We start from the raw sequence: 15665 nt of genomic DNA, 5'->3' as shown, positions 1-15665 counted from the left end.
GTAGGAGAATACAAATATGCACCCACATAAAAAAAATTCCAGACAATATTTTTTTTCCGTTGCGTGGTTTATGCTTAGTGTCTTTATTTTAACTGCCTGTAAAGACGTACAAACAGATACTAATAACGACTTAGATATCTACCTCAACAAAGCCCAAACCTATTTAAAGCAGCACCAACTGCGCTCCGCCTCGCAAGAAGCCAATAATGCGATAGATATTGCGCCAACGAATCTACAAGCACACCTTATTTTAGCGGACGTGTACGCACAATTTGGACAATTTAATCGCAGTATTGCGCTTTTATTAAATTTTAACGGTATTAAAAATGATTTCTATTATTTTGATCTTATTAAAAATTATCAAAGTGCACACAAGTACTTTTCGGCTCAAAAAATATTCGACACACAATCAAAATGGTTGCAACAACAACCTGAGCGCTTACAATTTCTCCAAGCAAAACAATGGATAGCTCAAAAGAAATTCTCTCTTGCCAAAAAATCACTGACTAAATTACTCGCCACAACAAGTAATACTTATCGCGTCGAGGCTAAGCTAGAATTAGCGACCTTATATATCGTCACCAAGCAGTCATCAAAAGCCATTGCGTTATTAGAAAAAGCCAATAACTTATCCGAAAATAATACGTTAATTCTCGAAATGCTCGGTACGGCTTATTTAACACAGAAAAATTATTTAGATGCAGAGCACTCCCTTGTATTAGCACTTAATACCCTGCCTTCTTCTGATTTTTTTAGTATGAAAAAAGTGCAAATATTACAACAATTGATGTTTGCACTGGATAAGCAAGGGCGCCCGTCCGAAGCGATGCTTTATGCAAAAATATTAGCCGATGAATTTCCAACTCTAAATACTCGTCGCCTACGTTATTTAGAAGCTAAAGACGCCTTTGAAAAGGGGAAATTAAAAGAATCTAAACAGATATTATTAACCTTGCTTGAGGACTATCCTCAATATAAGAAAGCCAGTACTTTACTCGGTATCATTTATTATCAAAAAGGTATGCTAAAACAAGCAGAGAGCTACCTATCACAAGAAATTGATCCTGAGTTGTCTAATAACCGGCTTACAGAAATATACGCCGTGACGCAATTAAAACTCGATAAAGCAGGCGCAGTACAAACATTATTAGAAGGCATGCCAGAAGCACAATATAGCGCTAAAACATGGGCTTTATATATTAGCGCCTCACTGCGAGAAAAAACATTTATTAAAGCAAAAAAAGCGTTACAAAAAGCACAAAATTTATACCCAGACGAGGTTAATTTTGTCATTTTACAAAGCCTTTATTTTAACCGTCAGTCCCCACCGATGCATGCAAAAGCGCTTGCCTTGTTAAAACAACGCTTAGATAAAGATCCATTAAATGAACTGTTACAAGTTACATATCTAAAACAACTCTTATTAATGCAAAAAGAAAGTAGTAGCGACCAATATGCACAACAACTTCAAAATAACCCTAAAAGCACATTAAGTACGCACTTGATGTTGGCTAATTATTTTCTATCTAAGAAAAAATATGCACAAGGAGAGGCGTTATTAAATAAAATACTCAGCAAAGACAAACAGAACATAGAAGCCCTCTATAAACTGAATAATTTCTATTTTGTACAAGGAAAGTATGCGCAGGCATTAACTAATTATCAGCGTATTATCGAACAAGATAACAGCCAATTAAAAGCTTATTTTGGTTTAATTAATAGTTTACTCGCACAGAAAAAAGATCCCTTGCAGGCAAAAAAATATCTTGGCGAGGATCATAACGCCTCTTTATTATCACTTGCATTAAGTAGCTGGGCCGTGCAAACAAATAACCTCGCCTTGGCCAATGAATTACTAACGAGTAATGAAAATACGCTACCCGTTAAATTTCATGCGTACGAAAAAGATTTAAAGCTACAACTTTCTCTTAAAAACATCAGCGTATTAATGCAAAATAAAGAGTATATTAAAGCGCGCACCGCGCTCTTAGAAATCATTAAAGATGTCCCTGATGAACTCGATGCTTTGGTTTTATTAGCCAAGATAAATATCCAACAGAGTAAATTTCCACAAGCACAGCGTGTTATCGACAAACTATTCGTGCACATTCCCAATCACCAAGAGATTTTATTATTACAAGCATCTCTGTATATAGCCGAAGACAAAATACAAAATGCTATCCTTGTTTATGAACAAATCTTAAGCGACACCCCTAAACACTTAACCAGTTTAAATAATCTCGCTTGGTTTTATTTTATCGAAAAAGATAACCGCGCCATTAAACTGGCCGAACAAGCCTATCAAATAGCACCTAAAAACGCATCTATATTAGATACTTACGGATGGATACTGGCAAATACGGGGGAGATTGAAAAAGGCAAAGAAATGATAGAAAAAGCCTTTCATTTAAACCCTCAAGATCTTTCAATTAAAAAACATCTCGATGCGTTGTAGCACCTTATATTGCCTATCAATCCTCCAAACCGCGCGATTGATAGGCAGATAAGCAAGGCTTGTAAAGACGACTACGCTTAGAAAAAAAACGTTAACATAAATCCTAATCAAGAACCTTAAAAAAGAGTAAGCTCATGATCGAGAAAAAAACAAAATTATTACTTAGTTTAGATTATGAGCTTTTTTTTGGTGCTAAAAGTGGTAGCGTCGATGCCTGTCTTCTCAAGCCTACGCAAGCATTGCTACGTATACTACAAGTACATAACGTAAAATTAAGTCTTTTTGTTGATGCGGGTTTTTTATGTAAACTAGAAGAATATTCTGCACATTTCCCTGAGCTATTACGCGCCCAAAAACAAATAAAAAAACAACTCCTGAGTCTTTGTGAACAAGGCCATGACATACAGTTACACATTCATCCACATTGGCAAGACAGCTATTATGATGGCAAAACATGGGTAAGTAATACGCAGCGTTATCGGTTACATGATTTTTCAACCGAAGAGCAAATAGAGCTTGTTCGACGCTATAAAAGTACATTGCAAACCTATAGCACCAAACCTATTTTTGCTTTTAGAGCAGGAGGCTGGTGCCTGCAACCCTTTTCTCAAATAAGTGAAGCCTTAAGAGAAAATGATATTTGGCTCGATAGTACCCTCTTTAATAATGGTTTTAGTGATGATCCCACGCGTCACTTTAACTTTAGAAATATGCCCAATGCAACGCAGTGGCAATTTAATGAAGATCCCTTAAAATCCCAAACACCCGGATACTTTTGTGAAGTGCCCATAAGCTCAGTAAAAACCAGCCCACTTTTTTTCTGGAAGCTCGCTTTTTTAAAAATATGTAATGCAGGGGATTTTAAACCCTTTGGTAATGGTCAAGCTATGCAAGCAAATAACGCTTATTATTGGCAACGCTTAAGCACATATACTTATGGTCCGGTGATGATTGATGGTGTAAAAGCAGGACAATTACAGTGTGCATTGGATGCATTAGAACAAAAAAAGCACAATAATACGCAGACACCCATTTTTAATATTATGGGCCACCCTAAAAGCTTATGCCCTTATTCACTGCGCCAATTAGATACTTTTTTAGAACGAAATCCACAATTAATGTCTATTACCTATCAAGATATTAAACGCTAATAGCAATAAAAAACAACAGGCTAAATAAATAAAAAAACGCGTCTAATGACGCGTTTTTTATTTTTTCTCAATGACGCTTTAAAAGCACTCAAAGGCGTAAAAGTTTACTCGACGCCGTATTTTTGACGATATGCTTTAACAGCAGGTAAATGTGCCTGCATTGCCGTCGAACTCTCAAGATAGGCTATCACATCATTAAATTTCACAATTGAAATCACTTTAACATCATGATCTTGTTCAATCTCTTGAATAGCAGAAAGCTCACCTTTGCCCTTCTCTTGCCTATCTAACGCAATTAATACGCCGGCAAGCTGGGCATTATGAGCATTAATAAGCTGCATTGATTCCCGAATAGCCGTTCCCGCAGTGATAACATCATCAACAAGCATCACTTTGCCTTGTAAGGTAGCGCCCACTAAAGAGCCACCTTCGCCATGTGTTTTTTCTTCTTTACGATTAAAGCAATAAGGAAGATCTAAGTCATGATCGTTTGCCAACGCGACAGCCGTTGTACTCACAATCGGGATCCCTTTATAAGCAGGTCCAAATAATAAATCATATTCTATTTTAGAATCTTGTAATGCAGCTGCATAAAAACGCCCTAAACGCGCAAGATCACGACCTGTATTAAAGAGTCCCGCATTAAAAAAGTAAGGACTTACTCTTCCCGATTTTAAAGTAAACTCACCAAACTTTAAAACGTCTTTTTCAATCGCAAAAGCGATAAATTCGCGTTGGTAATCTTTCATTACTTACTCTCCAGTTAAGGCTTTTTTCTGCTCAACAATAAGCTTATCAATACCGCCTTTTGCCAAAGATAACATCGCTAATAATTGCTCATGAGAAAAGGCGCCATCTTCAGCCGTTCCTTGAATTTCAATCATGCCACCATCTTCAGTCATCACGACATTCATATCAGTTTGTGCATTCGAATCTTCGGCATAATCAAGATCGCATACGGGTGTATCTTTATAAATCCCAACAGAAACCGCTGCGATCATTTGCTTAAGAGGGCTTTTTTTGATTTTACCTTCTTTTACCATCCAGTTAAGTGCATCTGCAAGGGCAATACATGCTCCCGTGATAGAGGCAGTACGCGTTCCACCATCTGCTTGAATAACATCACAATCGACTGTGATCATATTCTCACCAAACGCATCTAAATCAACAGCAGCTCGAAGTGAACGCGCAATCAAACGCTGAATTTCTAAAGTACGTCCGCCCTGTTTACCTTTGGCAGCTTCACGTTGGTTTCTTGTATGCGTCGCGCGCGGTAACATCGCATATTCAGCAGTAACCCAACCTTTACCTTTGCCTTTTAAAAAACGAGGCACGGAATCAGAAACAGAAGCATTACATAATACTTTAGTGTTACCAATTTCAATTAATACAGATCCTTCTGCATAATCTGTAAAATTACGGGTGATTTTGATCTCACGATTTTGCTCTGGGGTACGCTTACTCGGACGCATAAATAAAAAAACCTTGTATATAAATGAGCGCCTAGTATATCGACTCTGCACTCTAAATTCAAAATAGGAATGTATCTATTATTTAATAAAAATATTTTTGTCTGCGCTTATAAAAAATCACCTTATAAAAGGTGATCATATAATGATATATAAGGGCTATCTATCGGGGTATCTCTAAAGACATTACGATTGCAGACAATAAGCCGGCAATCGCTTATCTTTTAATATGCTATGGCGCTTCGACAGAGCTTATTTTGGTCTCATTTTTGAGCTTTAATAATGCTTCATCTTTAAACTTTCTACCACTAACTTGCACTATAATTTGTTGTCTATGCAAGCCTTTGATAAAGATATTTTGATAAAAATCTTGCACCTCTGCCAATGTGATTTTGGATAATTGAGCCATATATGCTTTTTTACCATTAATATCCTCTCGCATCTCAAACCACTGCCCCGTTAGATACGAAAACTCCGACCCTAAAGAGGTTGGCTTCGCCGTATAGTTGGCAAGCTGTGCATCTTGAATCGCCTTAAACTTGGCCTGTGTTTCCTTCTCTAATTGTTTTTTAAACTGTGTTAAAAAAACATCAAAACGCACATATAACGCCTGATTTGAAATGGCAGGGCTCTGCGTTACCAGTCCAAAAGCGATATTATCTTGGATAGCTAAACTCAGACTAAAGGGTGAATAGCTTAATTGCTCTTGCGTGCGTATTTGATCATAAAAAGCAGGTTTTAATAATTTATTAAGTAAAGATGCCGTTGCAATGCCTTTATTGCCTTTGATATCCGTTAAATAAACACTCAATAATGCATCATCTTGCATTTCTGACGCCAAAGCGTAATTTAAAGGCCCTTGCTTAACATGTGCAATTTTACGCTGTAACTGATAAAAATCTCTTTTTTGTCTCTCTAACAATTTATTGATACTGCTATCTAACGCTAACACTTCTTGCGCACTAAAATTACCGAGTACCAATAAGCGTAAAGTCGATTGACTAAAGAGCTTATCTCTAAAGATAAGCAAATCATCTATGCTGATAGTCTGCACGGCTTTTATCAACTGCTCATCAGAGAAAGAAGGTTGACGCATTAACTGACGGAAACCATCAAAAGCTAAGTCCATCGCGCTTAATTTGGATTTATTATTGATTCGGCGAAGCATTTCTTGCTGCGCCTGCACTAATTCAGTGTCATTAAACGATGCTGTTTTTATTTTATTTAATACACTCAATAATAATTGCTCTTGTTTATCACTGTAGCCAGAAGTACTGACTAACAGACCATCAAGCGCACTTAAAGAAAATCCTAAACCCGCCTCTTGCGTCATAAAATTAAGCTCAGAGAACTGCTTATTAAGGATATTGAGTAGTACCGATATCAACACATTATTTTTAACACTGCGATCGTTAATATCACTGTTTAATTGCAAGGTGATACTGCCTTTCGGCACCTCTAAATAAGCACTTTGTTGAAACCAAACAGAATGCCCCTTTTGGGAAATTAACTGTATCGCTTTATCACTGTTTGTTTTTTCACGAAGCGATAAATCTTCAGCAGACCACTCGTTAGCCGAGGGTAATTGCATTTTTATAGCGTGACTGTCACGTGTCCAGCGCTCGAGTTGCTCTGTGGTTAATTTTTCTTGTGTATATTTCCCTTTATAATAAGGGATCTGCAACTGCCCTTTAATTTGTGGGTTTAGTTCAAATATTCGGCTGTTTTCAGGCGTCAAATAACTCAGTAGATCTTTAATCAACAAAGGTTTAAATGAGTCTAAACGGTACCTATAAAACAAAATATCCTTAATGGGATATAACTGCATATCAGCCGACAATTTCATCACATAATTAAACGCACCCGTTTTCCGTAGAAATTTAAAATAAGTATCGACACTTTTTTTCTGTTGAGTGTATTGTAATTCATTAATGCCTTTATCTTTGATCAAATCAATAAATGCAAACAAGGTTGCCATAATTTCATCTTGAGAATCCAAGCCTTTGGACGTTAACTTAAATTGTATTGAAAAACTTGAATAATGCTCACTTTCTTGCGCATAAAATCCCGCCATAACCTGATCGATTAAGCCTGCATGCCTTAACGTATCAGAGAGTCCACCTTTGTGATCTGATCCAATTAAGCGGCTAATATAGCCTCCTGGCTTGTACATATATTCATCTTTGACACTCGGCACCAAAAAGTTAACTTGGAGCATTCTAATATCAGCCGTTGGCTGTATAGACACTTTGATAGCGCGCTCTTTATCGGTTAATAATGGCGTAAGTATGAGGGGCTTGGGAGTATTTCTGTTGATAATTTGGGTTAAATAACGACTGGCAATCTTTTCTAAGTCAGCAATAGAGCGCGGACTAATTAAAGCAACTTTCATTAAATTTGCAGAATAATAGGTCTTAAAAAACAGCTTTAATTCATCTTGTAATTTACTACCTGGCTTATCTTTTAAGGTGTCTAAATTCCCAGTGCTAAAGCGAGCCGAGGGATGTTTAGGATTTAACGTATAACGTTGCAGCGCATATAACTTGCGCATGTCATTATCAAAATAGGTTTTCTGCTCAGCATTAACCGTATGTCTTTCTTTATCTGCATAGGTTTCATCAAGTAACGGGGCGCGCATCACGTCACCCATTCTATCTAACGCTTCTTCAAAAACGTTGTCATTCACTTCAAAACCATAAACGGTGGTATCTTGCGCCGTATAAGCATTGGTATAGCCACCGTGTTGTCCCATAAATTTACTGTATGCATTGATCACAGGATAACGCTGGGATCCCAAAAACAGCATATGCTCTAAATAATGAGCAAGCCCTAACTGCCGATCTGGATTATGCATACTGCCTATCGGCACAGAAAGAGAAGCCGCACTATTTTTTAAATCAGGATCGGAGATAAGGAGAACATCTAATCCATTATTTAAACGTATCTGCGCGTATTGGCGCGAGTCATTCGGGCTTTTTTGAATCGATGTACTTAAAACTTGAAAGGATGACATACTATTCTCGACAGATGGGGAAGTGCTACTCGCAAAAACATTGGCGACACTACATAAAAAGAAGCTAAGGCCTACTTTGCAATATAATCTATTTAATACCATTCTATATACCTATTTAAAATTAGACTTGAAGCCAAAAAGTCACAGGCCCATCATTGGTTGATGACACTTGCATATCCGCGCCAAATACACCATTTTCAACGTGTAACTCGCTTTCCTGACAGCGCTCACTAAAGCGCATATATAAATTTTCTGCAATCTCTGCAGGGGCCCCATTTGAAAAACCGGGGCGATTACCTTTATGTGTTATTGCAGGTAAGGTAAATTGAGATATCACCAGAATATCACCTTTTACCTGTTGCACATTAAGGTTCATTTTATCATTACTATCAGAAAACAAACGGAAAGTTAATACTTTATCAACTAATCGATGACATTTTTTTATGTCATCTTCTTTTTCAACACCCAGTAATATGAGTAAGCCGTGTTTAATTTCACCGACAATCTGTCCTGAAACTTCGACGTTAGCTTTTGTCACTCGCTGTATTAATGCAATCATTTGACCTCTCGTTATTGTCTTCTTTTTCAAAAAACTCATCAATGCTAACCGTTATCTCTGCACCAAATAACACTATTAACCAGTTAAAATAGATCCACACAAAAAGGATCGGGATCACGGCCAATGCACCATATATTATCTGCTGCGAGGGGAAGTTTATAATATATAAACTAAACAGATCCGTACCCAGATTTAATAAAACAGCACTGCTAAATCCACCGATCAGAGCATAACGGACATTTACTTTTTGCCTCGGCACCAGTGCATACACGCCTGAAAAAGCTAGCCAAGAAACAATAAAAGGCATAAAACTCAATAATTGCTGACCCACTGATAAAAAGCCACGTTGTTGCACAATCGCAAATAAGTATGAGCTTAAAGCAATACTGCCCCCCAATATAATGGGGCCAAGGCTTAAGATCGTCCAATAAATAGTAAATGCTTGGACCCAAGAACGCTTAGTCGAGCAACGCCAAATGCGATTAATGGTTTGATCAATCGTTGAAATCAATAATAACGCGATCACCATTAAAGAGGCGATACCCATCATACTCATTTTCTTCGTATTTTCGATAAAGCCACTCATATGTACTTTAAGTGCGTCTCCCGATGTGGGTAAGAAATTATTATAAATAAGATCTTCAATTATTTTATTAAGATCCGAAAACATCGGAAAAGCCGAAAGCATATAAAAAATAACAGCAAGACACGGCACTATGGATAATAAAGTCACATAAGCTAAATGCCCCGCTGGCACTTTTATATTATCTTGATGGCAACGCTGATATAAAAAAAGCAAATAACGGCCGGTGCTTTTTGCTTTTTGCGTAACACATAATTTAAACATAAAAGGTTCGTTCCTGACGTTGAATTAAAAACATATTTTACCTTAAGGCGAAAAAGCAACAACATAAATATATTGCTATCTTAGGCATATTTTTTTTACACTGCTATATAAATCACAAAATACTAATTAATATGATAATTAAATAATAATAAAGTAAATAAAGTGCTACTCTGGTTGCAAAACGGCAACATCGACACTCAGGATTTACTTTTTTATAACACAGGATAAACACTATGAAGATTAAACATGCACTTCCCCTTGCAGCTTTACTTGTTTCAAGTACTGCATTTGCAGCTCATACTGATAATGACTGGTATACAGGTCTTCGCTTAGGTGCAACAGACTACACTGATTACAAAATCAGTGGCGGTGAGTCTTCGTCTGCAATTGATGCAAATATTGGTGGCGGTCTCTTTTTAGGTTACAACTTTGTCGATTGGTTTGCTTTAGAGGGTGGTTACACTTATTTAGGTGAGCTAGAAACTTCTGAAAAAATCACTAATCATGCACTTGAATTAGTTGGTAAATTCACATTACAAGCAACTGACAACCTAGATCTTTTTGTTAAAGCGGGTGCTTTCGGTTATAAAACAGATGCAGATAGCGCTAATGATGATGGCTTTAATGCAACAGCTGGTTTCGGTGCAGAATACTTCTTTAATGACAATGTTTCAACGCGTCTTGAATACCAATACTATAACAACTTAACGCTTGATGAAGCGAAATGGGATGCACATCTACTTGCAGTGAGCTTAGTGTATAACTGGGGTTCACCTGCGGCGATTGCAGCAGTTGCAGCACCGATTGTAGCAAGCCAACTTGTAGCTGAAGAGCCAGTACAAGAAAAAGTAGAAGCAGTAAAAGAAAAAGTTCAAGACAAAATGATGAAAATTGCGAGTGAAAAAGTACAAGTAGCATTCCCATTTGGTAGCTCTGTACTTTCTGAAGAATCAATGCAGCAATTAACGCCAGTCATTGAGCATTTAAAAGCATACCCAGACGCTAAATTGTTCTTAGTGGGTCATACTGATGCAAGTGGTCCTGCTGAGTATAACCAAACGTTCTCAGTAAAACGTGCTGATGCATTAGCAACGTACTTATCTGAAGAGTTCTCAATTGATAAATCACGTATGACAGTGAGCGGTGAAGGCGAAAGCATGCCGATTGCAACAAATGATACAACAGAAGGTCGCGCAATGAACCGCCGCGTTTCTGTATTTTCTCCTTCATTTGAAATGATGGCAAATAAATAATTTTATTTAAACATCTCAAAAACCCTTAATGTTCTCATTAAGGGTTTTTTTATACCCTGCGTAAAATCAATCTCTACATGCAGGCAAAGAGCAAACATGTACGGCTTATTTTTATCATCACAATCCCTCTCATACCGAAAAATGACTGCTTTTATGTAGCCTGCCAGAAATAATACATCGCCTTTAGATTTGAGACTCATATCACCTCAACACGCTTTATTCCGCTATTGTCGGGATTGCCGTTCATGATTGCATTTTCCTAACTTAGGCGTAGAAAAGCCATTCGAACTAGCACCAAAAAGTCCACACTATCAACCCCATCTATGTCGTTGATATAGTGCTATAAATATCGAGATAAGAAAGAGTGATAATGCATCATTTAGGCGCACACTGTTTCCCTTTTATACTGATAAGCTAAGCCGTATTAGTTCGTTATATGAAGTCACATGCGGATAACGTTTAAAACGTTAGGTTTAAACGGCGCGAAAAAAAGATAAAAAAAATCCCTTACCAGCTGAGCTGATAAGGGATTTTTAAAACATTAAACGTATTTAATTACGCACCTTTTTTAGGGCGAGCTGCACGTTTACGTTCGTTTTCTGTTAATAATTTCTTACGAATACGAATGCTTTTTGGTGTTACTTCAACCAATTCATCAACATCAATGAACTCAAGCGCTTGCTCAAGTGTCATGTCGATAAAAGGTGAAAGCGTTTGCGCTTCATCAGTACCAGAAGAACGTACGTTAGTCAGTTGTTTACCACGAATACAGTTAACCGTTAAATCGTTTGAACGGTTATGCATACCGATGATTTGACCTTCGTATACTTCTGTTGCATGACCTAAGAACAGACGACCACGATCTTGTAAGAAGAACAATGAGTAAGTAACCGCTTTACCCGCTTGATTACAAACTAATACGCCGTTTTGACGTTGACCAATATTGCCACCTTTATGGGGACCGTAATGATCAAAACTATGGTAAAGAAGACCAGAGCCAGATGTCATTGTCATAAATTCAGTTTGGAAACCGATCAAACCACGACTTGGGATCATAAAGTCTAAACGTATACGGCCTTTGCCATCTGGGATCATGTTAGTCAATTCAGCTTTACGTATGCCTAATTGCTCCATGATGCCACCTTGATGCTGATCTTCACAATCAACAGTCAATGTTTCCATTGGCTCATGCAACACACCGTCAATCATTCGTTCGATAACTTCAGGACGAGATACTGCGAGCTCGAAACCTTCACGACGCATGTTTTCAATTAAGATTGCAAGATGTAGTTCACCACGACCTGATACTTTAAATTTATCAGGATCACCCGTTTCTTCCACTTTAAGTGCAACATTATGCACAAGCTCTTTATTTAAACGGTCTAAAATATTACGTGAAGTAACGAATTTACCTTCTTTACCACAAAATGGTGAGTTATTAACTTGGAAAGTCATGGTAACCGTTGGTTCATCAACACTAAGTGGTGGTAATGCTTCAACATTATTTGGTGCACAAACTGTATCAGAAATTTTAAGTTCGCCTAAACCACTGATTGCAACAATATTACCCGCTTCTGCGATATCAATATCGTAACGCTCAAGTCCTAAGTAACCTAATACTTGGCCAACTTTACCTTTACGCTGTTTACCATCACTACCAATTACGGTTACTTGTTGGTTAACTTTAACACTACCACGCATAATACGACCTACGCCGATAACACCAACATAAGCATTATGATCAAGTTGTGAGATCTGCATTTGGAAATCACCATCGCGATCACCTTTTGGTGGTTCAACATGATCTACAATTGCTTGGAATAATGATTCCATGTTTTCTGTTGGCTCTTCAGTTTCTGAATTAGCCCAACCATTAAGTGCTGATGCGTAAATAACTTTAAAGTCTAACTGCTCATCAGTAGCACCTAAGTTATCAAACAAATCAAATACTTGATCCATTACCCATTCAGGACGCGCGCCAGGTTTATCAATTTTGTTAATAATAACAATTGGTTTTAAACCTTGTGCAAATGCTTTTTGTGTTACAAAACGAGTTTGTGGCATAGGGCCATCAACTGCATCAACAAGCAAACAAACACTGTCTACCATAGACATAATACGCTCAACTTCGCCACCGAAGTCAGCATGTCCAGGAGTATCTACGATATTGATGTGGTAACCGTTCCACTCAATCGCTGTGTTTTTAGCAAGGATAGTAATGCCACGCTCTTTCTCTAAATCATTAGAGTCCATGACGCGTTCTTCATTACCGCCACGTGTGTGTAATGTTCCTGATTGCTCTAGCAATTTATCAACAAGGGTAGTTTTACCGTGATCAACGTGAGCAATGATGGCAATATTTCTTAATTTATCTAACGACATGATGCGCCTCAAAATAATAATGGTAGAAAAATACCAATTAGGTTAATTTACAGGGAGTGAAATTGGCCTAATTGGTATCTGTTTGGTTACTTTAGAACACAGTAAATGTATCCGAACCGAAGTGCGCACATTGTAACCATTATTTGAGAAATAGAAAGTTTTAACTACGTCACAATAAATATAAATGCACAATAAATAATTTATTTTGTATATTTGCGTATTTAAGACATATCTCAGCACCATTTATGCGCAAAAAAGCACCTAAATGGTGCAAAGTTCAATTTAATATCATCAAGCCCCTTATAAATGCTACTCTGCAAGTTGGCATGGTTCTCGCTATACTTGTTTATTAGTTATTGTTAAACACATCATTATTTATATCAATTGAGGTTGTAAAAATGTCTGTAAAAACTGCACAAGACGTACTTGATCTGATTCAAGAGCAAGACGTAAAATTCGTTGACTTACGTTTTACTGATACTCACGGTAAAGAGCAACACGTTTCAGTACCCTTTCACCAAGTAACCGAAGATTTTTTTGAAGACGGTAAAATGTTTGATGGGTCATCAATTGCAGGCTGGAAAGGTATTCAAGATTCAGACATGATTTTAATGCCCGATCCAAGTACTGCGGTCATTGACCCTTTTACCGATGAGCTAACGCTAAACTTGCGGTGTGATGTTCTCGAGCCAAAAACTATGCTTGGTTACGATCGCGATCCCCGCTCTGTCGCTAAACGCGCAGAAGCGTACATGCGCTCAACTGGTCTTGCGGATACTATTTTATTTGGCCCTGAGCCTGAATTCTTCCTATTCGATGACGTTCGTTACTCAAACAGTATTAATGGTGCTTTTTATGCGATTGATGCTAAAGAAGCGTCTTGGAACTCTGGCACTGTTTACGAAGAAGGTAATACAGGTCATCGCCCAGGTATTAAAGGCGGTTATTTCCCAGTTTCACCCGTTGATAGTGGCCAAAATATTCGCTCGGCTATGTGTTTGATCATGGAAGAGATGGGCTTGATCGTTGAAGCGCATCACCATGAAGTTGCGACTGCCGGTCAAAATGAAATTGCTTGCCGCTTTAATACCATTGTAAAAAAAGCAGATGAATTACAAATTTACAAATATGTGGTACACAATGTAGCGCACGCTTACGGCCAAACAGCCACCTTCATGCCTAAACCTCTTGTGGGCGATAATGGCTCAGGTAATCATTGTCACCAATCACTTGCGAAAGATGGCGTGAATTTATTCTCTGGCGACCTTTATGGTGGTCTATCACAAATGGCGCTCTATTATATTGGCGGTATTATTAAGCATGCTAAAGCTATCAATGCTTATACTAATGCATCAACTAACTCATACAAACGCCTTATCCCTGGTTTTGAAGCCCCTGTCATGCTTGCTTATTCTGCGGGTAACCGTAGTGCATCTATTCGCATTCCTGTTGTGCCTTCACCGAAAGCATCACGTATCGAAGTGCGTTTCCCAGATCCAACCATGAACCCTTATTTAGGTTTTTCTGTGATGCTAATGGCAGGTCTTGACGGCATTAAGAATAAAATTGATCCGGGTGAAGCGCTTGATAAAGATCTTTATGATCTTCCTCAAGAAGAAGCGGATTCAATTCCACAAGTTGCCGTATCTTTTGAAGAGGCGCTAGCAGCCCTTGATAAAGACAGAGAGTTCCTTCTTCACGGTGACGTGTTCTCGAACTCTTCAATTGATGCTTTTATTAAACTTAAAAAAGCAGAGTGTGAAGCCGTTTCACAAGCAACACATCCAAAAGAGTTTGAATTGTACTACAGCGTATAATTACGTTTCCCATACAATATTAAATATAAAAACCCGCACTTATGCGGGTTTTTTTATATTTTAAAAGGTATGCTTAGTTTTACATGCAAACGAGATAAGCAAATATCGAGTCTCATGCAAAAAAATTAAACACAAACATCGAATACTTTATTTTGTATAAGGAATATACTCATGCCTTTATTCATTTACCTCTTTTTCTTCGGCCTTTTCAGTGCCAGTGTTTACGCCTCCGATACCACCATTTATAAAACTATAGATGCCCAAGGTAATGTGCATTTTTCCGATAAAGCCAATGAAAACAATAAACCTATCGAGATTAAAATCAATAATGTTTTTGCTGTGCCTAACAAAAGTGAAGTGAACACATCGCAACATATCATTGAAAAAAAATCCTTTGAAAAACAAAAAACAAAAATTATCGCTTATCAAGCCAATATCAATTATCCACGCAATGATATGGCACTGCGCAGTAATAATGGGGAACTAAAGGTACAAGTCAAAATTTCACCTAATATGCTCAGTACTCAAAAGTTACAATTATATATAGATGGCGTCAAAGTCGGTAAAGCGCAGCACACAACGACAATCACACAACAAAGCGTTGGCCGTGGCACGCATCTATTGCAGGTTTATTTAATCGATAAAGATAAACAAATTCTCCATAAAAGCCCCGTTATTAGAATGCACCTTTTACGCGCCAATGTTAAAAGATAAAAGAT

Annotated in this window: 11 protein-coding genes; 5 read left to right on the top strand and 6 right to left on the bottom strand. The window is 37.7% G+C overall.

Annotated elements, in window-relative coordinates:
- The first annotated feature begins 16 nt into the window (after window positions 1-16).
- Entirely contained in the window at window positions 17-2455 is a 2439-nt protein-coding gene (locus tag PCNPT3_RS01385) for a tetratricopeptide repeat protein (RefSeq protein WP_015464083.1), read from the top strand.
- Between the two features lie 134 nt (window positions 2456-2589).
- Window positions 2590-3606, top strand: coding sequence for a hypothetical protein (locus PCNPT3_RS01380; RefSeq protein WP_015464082.1), 1017 nt, complete (start codon window positions 2590-2592; stop codon window positions 3604-3606).
- 104 nt (window positions 3607-3710) lie between these two features.
- Here PCNPT3_RS01380 and pyrE read toward each other — a convergent pair whose 3' ends face one another.
- The 5 genes from pyrE to PCNPT3_RS01355 form a co-directional block, all read right to left on the bottom strand.
- Window positions 3711-4355 carry an orotate phosphoribosyltransferase gene (gene pyrE / locus PCNPT3_RS01375; protein ID WP_015464081.1) on the bottom strand — a complete coding sequence of 215 codons (645 nt, stop codon included), beginning with the start codon at window positions 4353-4355 and terminating at the stop codon, window positions 3711-3713.
- A gap of 3 nt (window positions 4356-4358) precedes the next feature.
- On the bottom strand, window positions 4359-5078 hold the full coding sequence (gene rph, locus PCNPT3_RS01370; protein WP_015464080.1) for a ribonuclease PH: 720 nt from the start codon (window positions 5076-5078) through the stop codon (window positions 4359-4361).
- Between the two features lie 229 nt (window positions 5079-5307).
- Window positions 5308-8190: an insulinase family protein gene (locus tag PCNPT3_RS01365; protein WP_015464079.1), complete on the bottom strand. Its 2883-nt coding sequence runs from the start codon at window positions 8188-8190 to the stop codon at window positions 5308-5310.
- A 19-nt stretch (window positions 8191-8209) separates the two neighbouring features.
- Window positions 8210-8647, bottom strand: a complete 438-nt coding sequence (dtd, locus tag PCNPT3_RS01360) for a D-aminoacyl-tRNA deacylase (protein WP_015464078.1) — start codon at window positions 8645-8647, stop codon at window positions 8210-8212.
- Window positions 8613-9494, bottom strand: a complete 882-nt coding sequence (locus PCNPT3_RS01355; RefSeq protein ID WP_015464077.1) for a virulence factor BrkB family protein — start codon at window positions 9492-9494, stop codon at window positions 8613-8615. Before PCNPT3_RS01355 ends, dtd begins: the two co-directional genes overlap by 35 nt.
- A gap of 233 nt (window positions 9495-9727) precedes the next feature.
- Between PCNPT3_RS01355 and PCNPT3_RS01350 the strand changes: the two genes are divergently transcribed.
- A complete protein-coding gene (locus PCNPT3_RS01350) occupies window positions 9728-10747 on the top strand; it encodes an OmpA family protein (RefSeq protein ID WP_015464076.1) in 1020 nt (339 codons plus the stop codon).
- Between the two features lie 555 nt (window positions 10748-11302).
- Here the strand turns inward: PCNPT3_RS01350 and typA are convergent.
- On the bottom strand, window positions 11303-13129 hold the full coding sequence (gene typA, locus PCNPT3_RS01340) for a translational GTPase TypA (protein WP_015464074.1): 1827 nt from the start codon (window positions 13127-13129) through the stop codon (window positions 11303-11305).
- 398 nt (window positions 13130-13527) lie between these two features.
- Between typA and glnA the strand changes: the two genes are divergently transcribed.
- Both glnA and PCNPT3_RS01330 read left to right on the top strand, forming a co-directional pair.
- Window positions 13528-14946, top strand: coding sequence for a glutamate--ammonia ligase (gene glnA / locus PCNPT3_RS01335; RefSeq protein ID WP_015464073.1), 1419 nt, complete (start codon window positions 13528-13530; stop codon window positions 14944-14946).
- A gap of 171 nt (window positions 14947-15117) precedes the next feature.
- The gene (locus PCNPT3_RS01330) at window positions 15118-15660 is read left to right on the top strand and encodes a DUF4124 domain-containing protein (protein ID WP_015464072.1); all 543 of its coding nucleotides are present in this window, start codon (window positions 15118-15120) and stop codon (window positions 15658-15660) included.
- Window positions 15661-15665 lie beyond the last annotated feature (5 nt).

This window comes from Psychromonas sp. CNPT3, assembly GCF_000153405.2.
In the GTDB taxonomy this organism is placed as follows: Bacteria; Pseudomonadota; Gammaproteobacteria; order Enterobacterales; family Psychromonadaceae; genus Psychromonas.
The sequence above is the reverse complement of the archived record's forward strand: the minus strand, read 5'-3'. Positions and strand labels throughout refer to the sequence as shown.

Bases quoted from the DNA above. Each gene is read 5' to 3' on its own strand.
- PCNPT3_RS01385 (WP_015464083.1), top strand. From the start codon at position 17: ATGCACCCACATAAAAAAAATTCCAGACAATATTTTTTTTCCGTTGCG.
- PCNPT3_RS01380 (WP_015464082.1), top strand. From the start codon at position 2,590: ATGATCGAGAAAAAAACAAAATTATTACTTAGTTTAGATTATGAGCTT.
- pyrE (WP_015464081.1), bottom strand. From the start codon at position 4,355: ATGAAAGATTACCAACGCGAATTTATCGCTTTTGCGATTGAAAAAGAC.
- rph (WP_015464080.1), bottom strand. From the start codon at position 5,078: ATGCGTCCGAGTAAGCGTACCCCAGAGCAAAATCGTGAGATCAAAATC.
- PCNPT3_RS01365 (WP_015464079.1), bottom strand. From the start codon at position 8,190: ATGGTATTAAATAGATTATATTGCAAAGTAGGCCTTAGCTTCTTTTTA.
- dtd (WP_015464078.1), bottom strand. From the start codon at position 8,647: ATGATTGCATTAATACAGCGAGTGACAAAAGCTAACGTCGAAGTTTCA.
- PCNPT3_RS01355 (WP_015464077.1), bottom strand. From the start codon at position 9,494: ATGTTTAAATTATGTGTTACGCAAAAAGCAAAAAGCACCGGCCGTTAT.
- PCNPT3_RS01350 (WP_015464076.1), top strand. From the start codon at position 9,728: ATGAAGATTAAACATGCACTTCCCCTTGCAGCTTTACTTGTTTCAAGT.
- typA (WP_015464074.1), bottom strand. From the start codon at position 13,129: ATGTCGTTAGATAAATTAAGAAATATTGCCATCATTGCTCACGTTGAT.
- glnA (WP_015464073.1), top strand. From the start codon at position 13,528: ATGTCTGTAAAAACTGCACAAGACGTACTTGATCTGATTCAAGAGCAA.
- PCNPT3_RS01330 (WP_015464072.1), top strand. From the start codon at position 15,118: ATGCCTTTATTCATTTACCTCTTTTTCTTCGGCCTTTTCAGTGCCAGT.